This window comes from Curtobacterium sp. L1-20 (assembly GCF_048755855.1).
Taxonomy (GTDB): Bacteria; Actinomycetota; Actinomycetes; order Actinomycetales; family Microbacteriaceae; genus Curtobacterium.
This window is the reverse complement of record NZ_CP151473.1, coordinates 2,208,955-2,225,294: the sequence shown is the minus strand read 5'-3', so window position 1 is coordinate 2,225,294 and position 16,340 is coordinate 2,208,955. Positions and strand designations below refer to the sequence as shown.

The window sequence follows — 16,340 nt, the reverse complement described above, 5'->3', positions numbered from 1 at the left end:
AAGGTGCCATGGCACGCACGGAAGCAGTCGGCCTGCCCGACGGTGAACGCATCGAGGACGTCGACGTCTCCGAGGAGATGCAGGGCTCCTTCCTCGAGTACGCGTACTCCGTCATCTACTCGCGGGCGCTGCCGGACGCGCGGGACGGCCTCAAGCCCGTGCAGCGGCGCATCCTCTACCAGATGGCGGAGATGGGCCTGCGGCCCGACCGCGGGCACGTCAAGAGCGCGCGCGTCACCGGCGAGGTGATGGGGAAGCTGCACCCGCACGGCGACGGTGCGATCTACGACGCCCTCGTGCGCATGGCGCAGCCCTTCACGATGCGCGTGCCGCTCGTCGACGGGCACGGCAACTTCGGCTCGCTCGACGACGGGCCCGCCGCGGCGCGCTACACCGAGGCGCGCCTGGCCGAGCCGTCGATGGCGATGACCGAGAACCTCGGCGAGGACGTCGTCGACTTCGTCCCCAACTACGACAACCAGATCATGCAGCCGGGCGTGCTGCCGGCAGCGTTCCCGAACCTGCTCGTCAACGGCGCCTCGGGCATCGCGGTCGGCATGGCGACGAACATGGCACCGCACAACCTCGGCGAGGTCGTCGAGGCGGCGAAGCACCTCCTCATGAACCCGGGCGCCTCCCTCGAGGAGCTGATGGAGTACGTGCCAGGGCCGGACCTGCCCTCCGGCGGCACGATCGTCGGACTCTCCGGCGTGCGCGACGCCTACGCCAGCGGCCGCGGCTCCTTCCGGACCCGGGCGAAGGTCTCCGTCGAGAACCTCACCCCGCGGAAGGTCGGACTCGTCGTCACGGAGCTGCCGTACCTGGTCGGGCCCGAGCGCGTCATCGAGAAGATCAAGGACGGCGTCCAGGCGAAGAAGCTCGTCGGCATCTCGGACGTCAACGACCTGACCGACCGCAACCACGGGCTGCGGCTCGTGATCGGCATCAAGTCCGGCTTCAACCCGACCGCGGTGCTCGAGCAGCTGTACAAGCACACCCCGCTCGAGGACGGCTTCGGCATCAACAACGTCGCCCTCGTGAACGGGTCGCCCCGCACCCTCGGGCTGCGCGAGCTGCTCGACGTCTACGTGCAGCACCGACTGTCGGTCGTGACCCGGCGCTCCCAGTACCGCCTCGCGCGCAAGCGGGAACGACTGCACCTCGTCGAGGGACTGCTCATCGCGATCCTCGACATCGACGAGGTCATCGAGGTGATCCGTTCCTCGGACGACTCCGAGGCCGCGCGCGCCCGCCTGCAGACGGTGTTCGACCTGTCCGAGGTGCAGGCCGAGTACATCCTCGAGCTCCGGCTCCGGCGCCTGACGAAGTTCTCCCGCCTCGAGCTCGAGGGCGAACGCGACCAGTTGCTCGCGGACATCGCCGCCCTCGAGGAACTGCTGGCCTCCGACGAACGACTCCGCGCCCAGGTGGCGCTCGAGCTGACCGAGGTGTCGGACCGGTTCGCGACGCCGCGCCGCACGCTCCTGACCGAGGCCGACGCCCCGGTCCGCGGCGGCAAGAAGGCCGCGGTGGACCCCGAGTCCCTGCAGATCGCCGACGCGCCGTGCCGCGTGCTGCTCTCGACGACCGGCCGGCTCGTCCGGGTCGACATCCCCGACACCGACCTGGGCATCGTCCGGGTGCCGAAGCGGTCGAAGCACGACGCCGTCCGGTCGACCGTCGTGTCGACCGTGCGCGGGCAGGTCGGCGCGCTCACCTCGACGGGGCGGGTGCTCCGGTTCTCGCCGGTCGACGTGCCTGCGGTCCCGCCGGCCTCGGTCCGGCTCGATGCGGGCGTCCGCGTCGCCGAGTACCTCGGGATCGCCCGCACCGAGACGGTCGTCGCACTCATCGACCTTGCGCCGGACGCTGCCGACTCGCTCGCCATCGGTACGGCACAGGGCATCGTCAAGCGGGTCACCGCCGGAGCCTGGCCGGACAAGGACGAGGTCGTCGCGATCGGCCTCAAGCCCGGCGACGCGGTCGTCGGGGCGGCACAGGCGCCGGAGTCCGACGACCTCGTGTTCATCACCTCGAACGCGCAGCTGCTCCGGTTCCCGGCCTCCGGCGTTCGGCCGCAGGGCCTCCCCGCCGGTGGTGTCGCCGGCGTGGCACTGGCCTCCCGGGCATCCGTCGTCTGGTTCGGCTCCGTCGCGCGCTCGGAGGACGCCGTGGTCGCCACGGTGTCCACGTCCTCGTCGGCGCTGCCCGGCACGGACACCGGCCGGGCGAAGGTCTCGGCGCTGTCCGAGTTCCCGGCGAAGGGCCGGGCGACGCAGGGCGTCCGGGCGCATGCCTTCCTCAAGGGCGAGGACGGCATCACCGTGGCCTGGGCGGGTATCGCACCCCCGCACGCGGTCGGCACGGACGGCGCTGCCCGGACGCTGCCGGACTGGCTGTCGAAGCGCGACGGGTCGGGGGCGCCGCTCGACGCGGTGATCGGCACGATCGGCGGGAGCGCTGCGGCGCTCGACGGGACCGCGGGCGACGCGTAGCGCGCGGGCGCGCCCGCGGCGCCCGCGCCCGCGCCCGCGGCGTCCGGCGGCCTGCGGCAGCCTCCACCGCGAAAGCGACAAGCTGCCGCCGTCCTCTGCCGCCAGTCTGTCGCTTCGGCGGGAGGGACCGCGACGGCTGGCGGCACGCTGACGCTTTCACGGCACGACGACGTCCCGGGCACCGCTCGACCGCGGCCGTCCGCCGCCGAGACTCGGGTCCGCGGACACGGTGCGGGCCGCGGGAGCGCGAGACTGTCCGCCCTGCCGAGACTCGGGCCGCGCGAGCGGTCGCGGCGGCGGCCCCGCGAAAGCGACAGGCTGCCGCCGTTCTCTGCCACCAGTCTGTCGCTTCGGCGGCAGGGACCGCGACGGCTGGCGACACGCTGACGCTTTCGCGGCACGACGACGGCCCGGGCACCGCTCGACCGCGGCTGTCTGCCGCCGAGACTCGGCCCCGCGGACACTGCGCGGGGTTCGGGAGCGCGAAACTGTCCGCCGAGCCGAGACTCGACAGCGCGGCAGCGCGGCAGCAGCTACGCGTCGATGCGGTCGCGGTCGAGACCCTCGCCGGCCAGGATGAACTCCTTGCGCGGCGCCACGTCGTTGCCCATCAGCAACTCGAACACCTTCGCCGCACTCTCGGCATCGGTGATCTTCACACGACGGAGTGTGCGGTGCGCCCGGTCCATCGTGGTCTCGGCCAGCTGGTCCGCGTCCATCTCACCGAGGCCCTTGTACCGCTGGATCGGCTCCTGGTACTTCTTGCCCGACTTCTCGAGCTTCTTCAGCACCGCCTGCAGCTCCTGCTCGGAGTAGGTGTACAGCGTGTCGTTCGGCTTGCCCCGGTTGACGACGACGACCCGGTGCAGCGGCGGCACGGCGGCGAACACCCGGCCTTCCTCGATCATCGGGCGCATGTACCGGAAGAAGAGCGTGAGCAGCAGGGTCCGGATGTGCGCGCCGTCGACGTCGGCGTCGGACATGATGATGATCTTGCCGTAGCGCGCTTGGTCGATCTCGAACGAACGACCCGAGCCGGCGCCGATGACCTGGATGATCGAGGCGCACTCGGCGTTCGAGAGCATGTCGGACACGGACGCCTTCTGCACGTTGAGGATCTTGCCGCGGATCGGCAGCAGTGCCTGGTACTCGCTGTTGCGGGCGAGCTTGGCGGTGCCCAGCGCGGAGTCGCCCTCGACGATGAAGAGCTCGGTGCCCTCGGCGTCCTGCTTACGGCAGTCGGCGAGCTTCGTCGGCAACGAGGAGTTCTCGAGCGCGTTCTTGCGGCGCTGGGTCTCCTTGTGGGCGCGGGCCGAGATGCGCGTCTTCATCTCGGCGACGACCTTCTCGAGCAGCGTCGCGGCCTGCGCCTTCTCGGCCCGCTGCGTCGACGTGAGGATCTCGTTCAGGCGCTTCGACACGACCTGGTCCACGATCTTCCGCACGGCCGGCGTGCCGAGGATCTCCTTGGTCTGCCCCTCGAACTGCGGCTCGGGCAGGCGGACGGTGAGCACGGCCGTCATGCCGGCGAGGACGTCGTCCTTCTCGAGCTTGTCCTGCCCGACCTTGAGCTTGCGTGCGTTCGCCTCGACCTGGGCTCGCACGGCCTTCACCACCCCGGACTCGAAGCCGGCCTGGTGCGTCCCGCCCTTCGGCGTGGCGATGATGTTCACGAAGCTGCGGAACACGGTCTCGTAGCCGCTGCCCCACCGGAGTGCGAGGTCGACCTCGCACTCGCGGTCGACCGACGTGGACACCATGTGCCCCTTGTCGTCGAGCATCGGCACGGTCTCGGTGAAGGTCCCGGTGCCCTGGATGCGCCAGACGTCGGTCACCGCGGTGTCGACCGCCAGGTGCTCGACGAACTCGCCGATCCCGCCCTCGTACCGGAACCGTTCGATCACCGGGCCGGACGGGAGCTCGGCCCCGGTGGCCAGCGCACGAGCGGCCGCAGCCTCGATCGAGGCCGGACGCGCGTCCGTGATGGTGAGTCCGAGACCGGGCACCAGGAAGGCCGTCTGCCGGGCGCGGCTGACCAGGTCGCTCGTGCTGAACTTGGCGTCCGAGGTGAAGATCTGCCGGTCGGCCCAGTACCGGATGCGGGAACCGGTGACGCCCTTCTTCACCTTGCCGACGACCCGGAGTTCGCTGCCCGAGGTGAAGGGCGAGAACGGCGCGTCCGGCCCGATGCCCTCGGAGTCGTCGAACGTGCCGGGCTCGCCACGGTGGAACGACATCGCGTAGGTCTTGCCGCCGCGGTCGACCTCGACGTCGAGGCGCTCGGACAGGGCGTTCACGACCGAGGCGCCCACGCCGTGCAGGCCACCGGACGCTGCGTACGACCCGGACCCGAACTTGCCGCCGGCGTGCAGCTTCGTGAACACGACCTCGACCCCGGTGAGACCGGTCTTCGGCTCGACGTCGACCGGGATGCCGCGAGCGGTGTCGCGGACCTCGACCGAGCCGTCCTCGTGCAGGACGACGCCGATCTCGTCACCGTGTCCGGCGAGGGCCTCGTCGACGGAGTTGTCGATGATCTCCCAGAGGCAGTGCATGAGGCCGCGGGAGTCGGTCGAACCGATGTACATGCCCGGGCGCTTCCGGACCGCCTCGAGCCCTTCGAGGACGGAGAGATGGCGTGCGGAGTAGTCGGAGCTCACCGTCCGATGGTAGCGACGCGCACCGACACCCACGGCCGGACACTCGGACTGGGGACAGTCGGTCCGCGCTGAGCGAAATGGGGGTACCACAATGCGTCGTTCTCAGGCATCACGTGTTGAAATGGTCGAACCACCCGGCACCACCTGCGATCCGTGAGGAGCACAGCAATGACCCAGACCGTGCAGGACCCCTCCATCGACGAAGTCAGCAGCCACCAGCTCACCGCTGCAGACCGCTGCGACAGCTGCGGCGCGCAGGCGTACATCCGAGCAACCATGGCGAGCGGCGAGCTCTACTTCTGCGCCCACCACGGCGCCGAGTTCAAGGACAAGCTCGCGGCGACCGCCATCGAGTGGCACGACGAGAGCAGCCGACTCCACGAGTCGAAGTAGTCGTCACCCGACGAACAACAGACGGGAGGCGCGGTGCCAGCTGGCACCGCGCCTCCCGTCTGTTCGTGGTCGCGTCTCAGGCGATGCGCTTGAACGCCTTGTCGACGTAGCGGTCGACGGTGGCACGCGCTTCGCGCGCGAACCGGTCGATGGTCGCCGTGCGCTCCGGGTCCGGGGCGTAGGCACGGCCGAGCCGCGCGGTCGCCGCGGCGAGGACACCGTCGGTCAGTTGCGGGTTGAGCGGCAGGAGCGGTCCCTGCGTGTGGGTCCCGAACGACGCACCGACGATCGCACCCTCGACCGGAGCCCCGGCCTGGTTGCCGCCGCCCGACACGACGTCGGCGAAGGGCTGCACACCGGCGCCGAGCTCGATCGTCGTGGCGTGGTCCTCGAAGCCCGCGAGGCGGGTCGGCGCACCGGGGAGCAGCGGGTAGCGCGTGTCGAGCACGAAGTAGTTGACGCGCCGTTCGGCACCGCGGACGGCCCGGGCGTCGAACACACCGAAGCCGCTGACGACCGGGCCGTCGGTCGGCACGACCTCGCTCGTCGCGAGGTCGAACCCACCACCGACGGCAACGACCGGGACACCGTCCTGGGCGAACGCGCGGAGCTGGGCGCCGACGCGCGTGACGTCGTCGCCCAGGGAGCGCATCGCGCTGAGCGGGCCGTTCCCGATGACGACGACGTCGGCCGAGGTCGGCAGGTCGTCGCCCGGCGCGTACTCGACGACCTCGGTGACGACGTCGGCGGCCTCGGCACGGCGGACGAGGGCCGCCACGTTGCCGCGGTCGCCGGAGACGCCCATCTGCCGGGGGTAGACGTGCAGGATGGTCAGCCGTTCGGCCGTCATGCGGTCTTCTCCATGTCCGCGTGGCCCAGGGCCTTGCGCGCGATCATCATGATCTCGTAGTTGACGATGAAGTTCTTCGTGCCGGTGGTCGTCGACCCGAGCTGCTCCATGTGGCGGATGGCCTGCTCGACGTCCGGCTCGACGCGGCCGATGCGGACGCCGGCGTGCTCGAGTGCGATCGCGATCTGCCACGCCTTGTCGCCGGAGACGACGTCGACGTGGTCGAGCTTCGAGAAGTCGATGTCGTAGATCCACGAGATGTCCGGCGTGCCCTCGTCGATCGCCATGAGCACCTGTTCGGGGTGGTCCGGCAGCGCGTCGAGGTTGAGCTGGAGGCTCGCGGCGTTCTTGAACATCGTGAACTCGGCGGACTCCCCCGCGATCGGCAGTCGCTCGCCGCGGCCGTACGCCGGCTTCATCGTGCCGAAGGCCTTGGTCACGGCGTCGGCGCGGAACTGCGTGCCGAGCGCGGCGCTGGCGGTCGCGGTGGCCGCCGCCGCGTCGACCGCGTAGTGCAGGCCGCGCGCGGGCAGACGGACCGGGATCTCGGCGCCGTCGAAATGGATCGTCGCACCGTCGCCGGTGTGGGACACGACCTCGGCGTCGGCAGTCGTCTGTGCCCGGGTGCCGCCGTCGAACGAGTCCGCGTTCTGCAGACCGTTCGGGGCCGCGGCGATGACGTCGTCCGACGCACCGAAGCGGAGCACGCGCTGGCCGGGCGTGCCGGCGTAGGTGTCGAGGAACTGGTCGTCGTGGTTGGTGATGACGTTCGCCGTCGACAGGGCCGCCGTGTCGAGCATCATCGTCGCGACGCGCTCGGTCTCGAAGAAGCGGTAGAGCTGGTCGACCTGCACGTTGAGCATCGTCACCGTGGACGGCGACAGGATGCCGGCGAGTTCGACCGCGAAGGCCTCGTCGACCTCGAGGATGCCGATGTCCGCCTTGAGTCGACCGGTCAACGACACCTCGGACAGGAGCGCCGAGGCGATGCCCTGCGGCAGGTTCGCGCCCGACGGGTTCGTGAAGACGCGGAGCCCGTGCGCCCGGACGATGTCCGAGATCATGTGCGTCGTCGTCGACTTGCCGTTCGAGCCGAGCACGAAGACGACGCCGTTCGGGAACTGCTTCGTCACGTGCTGCAGGAAGTCCGGCACGAGCTTCAGGACGATGTAGCCGGGGTAGGCGGACCCCCCGCCCCGCGCACGAGCGAGGGCACGGAGGATCCGCCCGATCAGGATCGGGATGAAGAACCGCATGCCGGCTTACTCGAGGTAGTCGCGCAGCGACTGCGACCGCGACGGGTGGCGGAGCTTCGCCATCGTCTTCGACTCGATCTGACGGATGCGCTCACGCGTCACGCCGAACGTGTCACCGATCTGGTCGAGGGTCTTCGGCTGGCCGTCGCCGAGGCCGAAGCGCATGCGGATCACGCCCGCCTCACGCTCGGACAGGGAGTCGAGCAGGCTCTCGAGCTGCTTCTGCAGCATCGTGAACCCGACCGCGTCGGCCGGCACGACCGCTTCGGTGTCCTCGATCAGGTCGCCGAACTCCGAGTCGCCGTCCTCACCCAGCGGGGTGTGGAGCGAGATCGGCTCGCGACCGTACTTCTGCACCTCGACGACCTTCTCCGGCGTCATGTCGAGCTCGCGGGCGAGCTCTTCCGGAGTGGGCTCGCGACCGAGGTCCTGGAGCATCTGGCGCTGCACGCGGGCGAGCTTGTTGATGACCTCGACCATGTGGACCGGGATGCGGATGGTGCGCGCCTGGTCGGCCATGGCGCGGGTGATCGCCTGACGGATCCACCACGTCGCGTAGGTCGAGAACTTGAAGCCCTTGGTGTAGTCGAACTTCTCGACGGCACGGATCAGGCCCAGGTTGCCTTCCTGGATGAGGTCGAGGAACTGCATCCCGCGACCGGTGTAGCGCTTGGCGAGCGAGACGACCAGGCGGAGGTTCGCGCCGAGCAGGTGCGACTTCGCACGCTGACCGTCACGGGCCACCCAGCGGAGCTCGCGCTCCTGCGGCTTCGAGAGGCCGGTCGAGTGCTGCAGCTTGTCCTCGGCGAACAGGCCGGCCTCGATGCGCATCGCGAGCTCGACCTCTTGCTCGGCGTTGAGGAGGGCGACCTTGCCGATCTGCTTCAGGTAGTCCTTGACCGGGTCGGCGGTCGCACCGGTGATCGTGGTCGAGTAGACCGGCGCTTCGTCGTCGTCCGACTGCGAGATGACCAGCGCACCCGCGGCGACCGCTGCAGCGGCGTCCGGCTTGGCGGCGTCCTTCTCCTCGGGCTCGCCCTCGGCGTCGTCCGTCGTGTCGACGTCGGCCTCGGCGACGGGCGCCTCGTCCTCGAGGTCCTCGTCGTCGGCCTTCTTCTTCGCCTTCGGCGCAGCCTTCTTCGGTGCGGCCTTCTTGGCGGGGGCCTTGGTCGCGCGCTTCTTCGGCGCGGCCGTGTCCTCGGTCTCCGCGGCGTCTGCAGCCGTGGTGTCCTCAGGCGCGGTGTCCTTCGTGGGATCGATCGTCGTGCTCCGGGCAGCCATGCGATCACCTCTCTCGTCGTGCCACGTTCGTGGGGTCGTGGCCTCCCTCGCCGCCCAGGGCCTGCGCCGCGGTCTCCCGTGTCGTCAGGTCCTACCGTTCCGGGCAGCACTAGGACCCATGTCAAGTCCCCCCACGTCGACAGCGCACCGAAGTGCTGTGCCACACGGGAGGCCCGAACGGGTCCGACCTCATTATTGCACGCTCCGCTTCCGCAGTCGCGCAACCAGTGCAACCCAGAGCGGCCCCACCCGTATTCCGTCCTGGGCGTGCAGCACCCGGCGTGTCCGGCGCCGGGCGTGCAGCAGCATCACCACGCCGATCCCGACCACCACGTACTGCACGGTCAGGGCCAACCGGAAGTTCGCCCAGGCGAACACGGTCTGGCCGGTCGCCCGCGCGGCGAGGTCGAGGACGGTGCCGATCAGGAACATCATCACGAACGCCGCGAGGAAGCCGCCGACGTTCACGACGCCGTTCGCCGAACCGAGTGAGCCCACGGGGTTGAAGGACCGCGCGAAGTCGAAGCCGATGAGCGAGCCCGGTCCCCCGATGCCCATCACGACGACGAGCACGACGAGCAGCCACGTCGGCGGGTGGCCCGGCCAGAGCAGGACCGCCGTCCACACCAGGGCGAGGGCGACCACGATGCCGAGGACCAGGTTCGACCGACGCAGCGGGAAGCGAGCGCACAGCAGTCCGAGCACGGGTCCGACCACGAAGCCGGTCACCACGATCACGGTGAGGAAGCCCGCGGCCTCGGACGGGCTGTACCCGAGTCCGCGGAGCATCGGGACGCCCCAGAGCAGCGAGAACACCGTGCCCGAGGACTGCGTGACGTAGTGCGACCAGAACCCGAGCTGGGTCCCCGGACGTCGGAGCGCGTGCCCGAAGGTGTGGAACGCGCCGCGCCAGGAGTGCGGCAGCGGGAGCGGGATGGTGTCCGTGCGCACCGGCACGGGCCCGTGGTGCACGAAGACGGCGGCGAGGACGAGCCCCACCGCACTCGCCGCCGCGGCCACGCCGAACGCCGCCGTCCACCCGGCACCGTGCAGCAGCACGGCGAACGGGAACGCGGAGAGGATCTGCCCCACCTGCCCGAGGTTGCCCGTCCACTGCGAGATCTGCGGCAGGATGCGCCCGCTGAACCACATCGGCACGAGCCGGATCACCGAGATGAAGGTCATCGCGTCGCCCGCCCCGACGAGCACCCGGCCGGCGATGGCCGGCCCGATCGTCGGCGACACGGCGACGACGGCCTGCCCCACCACGAGGAGCGCGGCCCCGAGCAGCACGAGCCGCCGCGGCCCGACACGGTCGAGCGCGATCCCCACCGGGATCTGCAGCCCCGCGTACACCGCGATCTGCACGACGGCGAGCGTCGACAGCACGGCGGCCGAGACCGCGAAGCGGTCCTGCGCGTCGACCCCCGAGACCCCCAGCGAGGAGCGCTGGACGACGGCCAGGACGTACGCGAGCACCGCGACGCCCCAGACGAGGAAGGCACGCCGGGAGTTCACCCGACCAGGCTAGCGGCGACGGCGCCGCCGCCGGACCGGGCTGTGGAGAACGCGACGGGTCCCGCCGGCCGGGTCGCGCCTCCAGGCCGTCACCGCGACCACCGGACGGGAGGCGCGGCGCGCGTCCGGCCCGTCCGCTGCGGTCAGTCCGTGCTCGTGTCGCCGTCCGGACGCCGGTCCGCCAGGAAGCGCTCCAGCTCCGCCGCGATCGCGTCGGCGGTCGGGACCTGCCCGTCGACGCCCGTGAGGGGCGACGCAATCGGGTTGCCCTCCATGTAGGTGTCGTGCCGTTCCTCGAGCACGCCGACCAGGCGCTGCAGTTCCTCGTTGCCGGAGACCTGCTCGTCGACGCGGGTGCGGAACTCGCGGCCCTCCTCGCGGAGGGCGTCCGACGGGAAGATCAGGCCGGTGGCCGCGGAGATGCCGGACAGGGCCGCGACCGCGGCGTCCGGGAACTCGGTGTCGGACAGGTAGTGCGGCACGAGCAGGACGAGCCCGGTGACCTGCTCGCCGATCTCGGACAGCCGGTGCTCGACGAGGTGCAGCACGTTCGCCGGGGCCTGCGTCTCGGGCTTCCACACGCTCATCTGCTCGACGAGGTCGGCGCGCGTGCCGGACACGGTGAGGCTGATCGGACGGGTGTGCGGGACCGGCATCGGGATCGACTGCACCCAGGTGGTGTCGGTGACGCCGAGCTGCGCCACCAGGTCGGTGACCGCCCGGACGAAGCGGTTCCACTGGAAGTCCGGCTCGTAGCCCGAGAGGAAGAGGAACGGCTGCCCGAGTTCGTCGCGAACGAGGTGCAGCGTGAGCCGCGGTGGCTCCACGGCGGCGATGTGGTCGTGCTCGAACGTGATCACGGGCCGGCGCGCGCGCCAGTCGAGCAGCACGTCGGGGTCGAACTCGGCGACGAGCTCGGTGTCGAGGCCCTCGAGCACGGCGGTCGTCACCTGTGCGACGGCCGAGCCGGCGTCCGCGAACCCGGTGAGTCCGGCGACCAGGTGCAGGCCCGACGGCACGGTGGGCGCGGCCTCAGCGAAGGTGTAGAGCTCCTCGGGGTGGTTCACCGTCCCCATGCTAGGCGGGCGGCCCCGGTCCCCCGTGCGCACCGACCACGCCGACAGCGAACACCTGCTGGATAGGGTTGGGGCATGGTCCGACCGACGCTCTCCACCACCACGTCCAGCCCCGAAACCGTCACCGCCGACGTCCTCGTCGTCGGCGTCCGTCCCGGATCGGACGGCGGACCCGCGATCGTCGAGTCCAGCGCCGCCGGGGCCGTCGCGACGCTGGCCGACCTCGACCTCGCGGCCATCGGTGCCACCGGCGCGAAGGACCAGCTGGTGCGGATCCCGGCCGTCGGCGTCGAGGCCGGGAGCATCGCGCTCGTCGGCCTCGGATCCGGCACCGGTGCCGCCGCGATCCGGTCGGCAGCGGGCAGCGCCGTCCGGCAGCTGCCCACCGTCTCGTCGATCGCGCTCGCGCTGCCGACCGACTCGGTCGAGCTCGTCGAGGCCGCACTCGAGGGCGCGGCACTCGGTGCCTACTCGTTCACCCGCCACAAGGGCACCGGCACCACCGGCCCGACGCGCGGCGACCAGGCCGTGCAGGTCGTCGCCCCCGCGTCCGTCGACGCCGACGCGACCGTCCGCCCCGCGATCGTCGCCGACGCCGCGACGCTGGTGCGGGACCTCGTCAACACCGCCGCCGGCGACCTCGGCCCGGCGGACGTCGCGGACGTCGCCAGCGCCTTCGCCGACGACCTGCCGGTGACCGTCGAGGTCCTCGACGAGACCGCGCTCGAGGAGCAGGGGTTCGGCGGCATCCTCGGTGTCGGCGTCGGGTCGGTGCGGCCGCCCCGCCTCGTGGTCGTCCGGTACGCGCCCGAGGGTGCGCAGCGGCACCTCGCCCTGGTCGGCAAGGGGATCACGTTCGACTCCGGCGGACTCTCGCTCAAGCCGGCCGGCTCGATGCTCGGCATGAAGACCGACATGACCGGTGCCGCCACCGTCCTCGCCGCGACCGTGGCCGCGGCACGACTCGGCCTCGACGTTCGCGTCACGGCCTGGCTGTGCCTCGCCGAGAACATGCCGTCCGGGTCCGCCACGCGCCCTGGTGACGTCCTCACGCTGAAGAACGGCAAGACCGTCGAGGTGACGAACACCGACGCCGAGGGCCGTCTCGTGCTGGGTGACGGCATGGCCGCCGCCTCGCTCGAGCAGCCCGACGCGATCGTCGACGTCGCGACCCTCACCGGCGCCCAGGTCGTCGCGCTCGGCGACCGCACCACCGGACTCATGGGCAGCGACGACCTCGTCGCACGCATCCGGACGATCGCGGAGTCCGTGGCCGAGCCGATCTGGCCGATGCCGCTGCCGGAGGAGCTCGACGCCCGCCTCGCCAGCGAGGTCGCCGACATGGTGAACGCGACGGTCGGCAACCCGACCGGCGGCATGCTCCTCGCCGGCAAGTTCCTCGAACGCTTCGTCGGCGAGGGCATCCCGTGGGCGCACCTCGACATCGCCGGCCCGTCGGAGAACAAGGGCGGCGGCTACGGATGGCTCGGCAAGGGCGCCACGGGCGTCATGGTCCGCACGCTCATCGCGCTCGCAGAAGAGCTCCAGGCCAAGTAGTAGGTTTGGTACCGGTGGGGCAGTGCGCCAGGCGCGCCCCCACCGGAACCAGCGGGACGGGACCGGAACCATGCGGTCCGACCGTCGGACGCCGCCGCCGCGGTGTCCACCGGGGTCCGACCGGCCCCGACACGCACGAGGGAGTTGCACCAGGTGACGGAACAGACTTACGACGTCGTGGTCCTCGGTGGCGGCAGTGGTGGCTACGCCGCTGCGCTCCGGGCCGCCGAGCTCGGCATGAGCGTCGCGCTCATCGAGGGAGACAAGCTCGGAGGGACGTGCCTGCACCGCGGCTGCATCCCGACGAAAGCGCTGCTGCACGCGGCCGAGATCGCCGACGGCACCCGTGACGCCGAGAAGTACGGGGTCATCGCCGAGTTCGCCGGTGTCGAGGTCCCGAAGGTCATCGAGTACCAGCAGGGCGTCATCAACTCCAAGTACAAGGGCCTCCAGGGGCTCATCAAGGCGCGCGGCATCACCGTCGTCGAGGGCTGGGGTCGCCTGACCTCGCAGAACACGGTCCAGGTCGGCGACCAGACCGTCACCGGCAAGAACGTCGTGCTCGCGACCGGGTCCTACTCGAAGTCGCTCCCCGGGCTCGAGATCGGTGGTCGCGTGATCACCTCCGAGACCGCACTCCGCATGGACTACGTCCCGAACAAGGTCGTCATCCTCGGTGGTGGCGTCATCGGCGTCGAGTTCGCCAGCGTCTGGAAGTCCTTCGGCGCCGAGGTCACCATCGTCGAGGGCCTCCCCCACCTCGTGCCCGCCGAGGACGAGTCGATGTCGAAGCAGCTCGAGCGCGCGTTCCGCAAGCGCGGCATCGAGTTCTCGCTCGGTGTCCGGTTCCAGGGTGTCGAGCAGCACGAGAACGGCGTCGTCGTCACGCTCGAGGACGGCAAGACCTTCGACGGCGACATCCTGCTCGTTGCCGTCGGCCGCGGCCCCGTCACCCAGAACGTCGGCTTCGACGAGGTCGGCGTCGCGATGGACCGCGGGTTCGTCACGACGAACGAGCGTCTCGCCACGAACCTCCCCAACGTCTACGCCGTGGGCGACATCGTCCCCGGCCTGCAGCTCGCGCACCGCGGCTTCCAGCAGGGCATCTTCGTCGCCGAGGAGATCGCCGGGCTCAACCCGGTGGTCATCGAGGACAAGAACATCCCGAAGATCACGTACTCCGACCCCGAGGTGGCGTCCGTCGGACTCTCCCAGGCCAAGGCCGAGGAGCAGTACGGGGCCGACAAGGTGGACTCCTACGAGTACAACCTGGCCGGCAACGGCAAGAGCCACATCATCGGCACCGCAGGCTCGGTCAAGGTCGTCCGCGTGGTCGACGGCCCCGTCGTCGGCGTCAGCATGATCGGCGCGCGCGTCGGCGAGCTCATCGGCGAAGCCCAGCTCGCCGTGAACTGGGAGGCCTACCCCGAGGACATCGCTCCCCTCGTCCACGGGCACCCGACGCAGAACGAGGCGCTCGGCGAGGCCTTCCTGCACCTCGCGGGCAAGCCGCTGCACGCGCTGTGAACACCATGACCACCACCACGAACCACCCCTGCGAAGAGGAGTCCACCCGATGAGCGAATCCGTCAACCTCCCGGCGCTCGGCGAGAGCGTCACCGAGGGCACGGTGACCCGATGGCTGAAGAACGTCGGTGACCGGGTCGAGGTCGACGAGCCGCTGCTCGAGGTCTCGACCGACAAGGTCGACACCGAGATCCCGTCGCCGATCGCCGGTGTCATCGAGGAGATCCTCGTCCCCGAGGACGAGACCGTCGAGGTCGGCACCGCGCTCGTCACGATCGGTGACGGTTCCGGCTCGGGTTCCTCCGACAGCGGGTCGGACTCGTCCGACTCCTCGAACGAGGCCGCCGCCGAGGCCGAGGCCCCCGAGCCCGAGCCGAGCACGGAGCAGGAGTCCGAGACCCCGGCTCCGCAGCCGACCGAGCCCGAGCCGGCCCCCGCCGGCGAGACCCAGCCGGCCGCTCCGCAGGCCCCGTCGGCGCCGCCCGCCGCCGCTCCCGTGCCGCAGGCCGCACCGGTGCCACCGCCCGCCGCAGCTCCCCCGGCGGCCGTCCCGGCCCCGGCCGCTGCTCCGGCCCCGGCTGCCGCTCCGGCCCCCGCGGCGTCGTCGTCGGCTCAGACCGCCGCCGTGCCGAACCCGACGCAGGACGCCTCCGCGTCCGGCTACGTGACACCGCTCGTGCGCAAGCTCGCGAACGAACAGGGTGTCGACCTGTCGACCGTCACCGGTTCCGGCGTCGGTGGGCGCATCCGCAAGGAGGACGTCCTCGCAGCCGCCTCCGCCGCAGCCGCCACCCCGGCTGCCGGTGGGTCCTCGGCACCGGCTGCCCAGGCCGGCCCGTTCGTGGCCGAGGTGTCGCCGCTCCGTGGCACCCGCGAGAAGATGACGCGCCTCCGCAAGGTCGTCGCCGAGCGTGCCGTGCAGTCGATGACGTCGACCGCACAGCTCACCAGCGTCGTCGAGGTCGACGTCACGAAGGTCGCGCAGTTCCGCGACGCGCACAAGGCGGAGTTCCTCGAGAAGACCGGCTCGAAGCTCTCGTTCATGCCGTTCTTCGCCCTGGCGGCGTCCGAGGCGCTCAAGGCGCACCCGAAGATCAACTCGACGGTCGACGGCGACGAGATCGTCTACCCGGAGACCGAGAACGTCTCGATCGCGGTCGACACCGAGCGCGGGCTGCTCACCCCGGTGATCAAGGACGCGGCGTCCCTCGACCTCGCGCAGTTCTCGAAGTCGATCGCGGACCTCGCCGAGCGCACCCGCAACAACCAGCTGAAGCCCGACGAGCTCGCGGGTGGCACGTTCACGCTGACCAACACCGGTTCGCGTGGCGCGCTGTTCGACACCCCCGTGGTGTTCCTCCCGCAGTCGGCGATCCTCGGCACGGGCATCGTGACGAAGCGACCGGCGGTCGTGAAGGTCGACGGCCAGGAAGCGATCGCGATCCGTTCGTTCGTCTACCTCGCGCTGTCGTACGACCACCGGATCATCGACGGTGCCGACGCGTCGCGCTACCTCGTCGCGGTGAAGAACCGCCTCGAGGAGGGCAACTTCGCCCCGAACCTCGGGTACTGATCGACGTCCTCGTCGTCAGCGGAACGGCCCCGGTCCTCGTGACCGGGGCCGTTCCGCGTTCCGGACCGCTGCGCGACCCGCGGCAGCTCCGGTCCGCGCGCCGGTAGGTCCTGGCCTCGGGCTGCCTGGTCCTGTCCTCGCGCCGCCAAGTCAG

11 protein-coding genes are annotated in these 16,340 nt (G+C 70.9%); 5 read left to right on the top strand and 6 right to left on the bottom strand.

Features of this window, described 5'->3' with window-relative positions:
- The first annotated feature begins 8 nt into the window (after window positions 1-8).
- A complete protein-coding gene (locus AAEP86_RS12040; protein WP_420367573.1) occupies window positions 9-2,495 on the top strand; it encodes a DNA gyrase/topoisomerase IV subunit A in 2,487 nt (828 codons plus the stop codon).
- Window positions 2,496-3,028: 533 nt separating this feature from the next.
- Here the strand turns inward: AAEP86_RS12040 and AAEP86_RS12035 are convergent.
- Window positions 3,029-5,155, bottom strand: a complete 2,127-nt coding sequence (locus tag AAEP86_RS12035) for a DNA gyrase/topoisomerase IV subunit B (protein WP_420367572.1) — start codon at window positions 5,153-5,155, stop codon at window positions 3,029-3,031.
- 168 nt (window positions 5,156-5,323) lie between these two features.
- On the opposite strand from AAEP86_RS12035, the gene AAEP86_RS12030 reads away from it, so the two are divergent.
- A complete protein-coding gene (locus AAEP86_RS12030) occupies window positions 5,324-5,548 on the top strand; it encodes a DUF7455 domain-containing protein (RefSeq protein WP_420367571.1) in 225 nt (74 codons plus the stop codon).
- A 76-nt stretch (window positions 5,549-5,624) separates the two neighbouring features.
- Here the strand turns inward: AAEP86_RS12030 and AAEP86_RS12025 are convergent, their stop codons facing one another.
- From AAEP86_RS12025 to AAEP86_RS12005, 5 genes are all read right to left on the bottom strand, one after another.
- On the bottom strand, window positions 5,625-6,398 hold the full coding sequence (locus AAEP86_RS12025; RefSeq protein WP_420367570.1) for a type 1 glutamine amidotransferase: 774 nt from the start codon (window positions 6,396-6,398) through the stop codon (window positions 5,625-5,627).
- Entirely contained in the window at window positions 6,395-7,654 is a 1,260-nt protein-coding gene (locus AAEP86_RS12020; protein ID WP_420367569.1) for a MurT ligase domain-containing protein, read from the bottom strand. The genes AAEP86_RS12025 and AAEP86_RS12020 overlap by 4 nt, the downstream gene beginning before the upstream one ends.
- 6 nt (window positions 7,655-7,660) lie before the next feature.
- Window positions 7,661-8,935, bottom strand: coding sequence for an RNA polymerase sigma factor (locus AAEP86_RS12015; protein WP_420367568.1), 1,275 nt, complete (start codon window positions 8,933-8,935; stop codon window positions 7,661-7,663).
- A 192-nt stretch (window positions 8,936-9,127) separates the two neighbouring features.
- Window positions 9,128-10,453, bottom strand: a complete 1,326-nt coding sequence (locus AAEP86_RS12010; protein WP_420367567.1) for an MFS transporter — start codon at window positions 10,451-10,453, stop codon at window positions 9,128-9,130.
- 143 nt (window positions 10,454-10,596) lie between these two features.
- On the bottom strand, window positions 10,597-11,529 hold the full coding sequence (locus AAEP86_RS12005) for a proteasome assembly chaperone family protein (RefSeq protein WP_420367566.1): 933 nt from the start codon (window positions 11,527-11,529) through the stop codon (window positions 10,597-10,599).
- A gap of 75 nt (window positions 11,530-11,604) precedes the next feature.
- Between AAEP86_RS12005 and AAEP86_RS12000 the strand changes: the two genes are divergently transcribed.
- The 3 genes from AAEP86_RS12000 to sucB all read left to right on the top strand — a co-directional run bounded on the left by AAEP86_RS12000 (window position 11,605) and on the right by sucB (window position 16,186).
- Window positions 11,605-13,086, top strand: coding sequence for a leucyl aminopeptidase (locus AAEP86_RS12000; RefSeq protein ID WP_420367565.1), 1,482 nt, complete (start codon window positions 11,605-11,607; stop codon window positions 13,084-13,086).
- 153 nt (window positions 13,087-13,239) lie between these two features.
- Window positions 13,240-14,613, top strand: coding sequence for a dihydrolipoyl dehydrogenase (lpdA, locus tag AAEP86_RS11995; RefSeq protein WP_420367564.1), 1,374 nt, complete (start codon window positions 13,240-13,242; stop codon window positions 14,611-14,613).
- Between the two features lie 49 nt (window positions 14,614-14,662).
- Entirely contained in the window at window positions 14,663-16,186 is a 1,524-nt protein-coding gene (sucB, locus tag AAEP86_RS11990; RefSeq protein ID WP_420367563.1) for a 2-oxoglutarate dehydrogenase, E2 component, dihydrolipoamide succinyltransferase, read from the top strand.
- Window positions 16,187-16,340 lie beyond the last annotated feature (154 nt).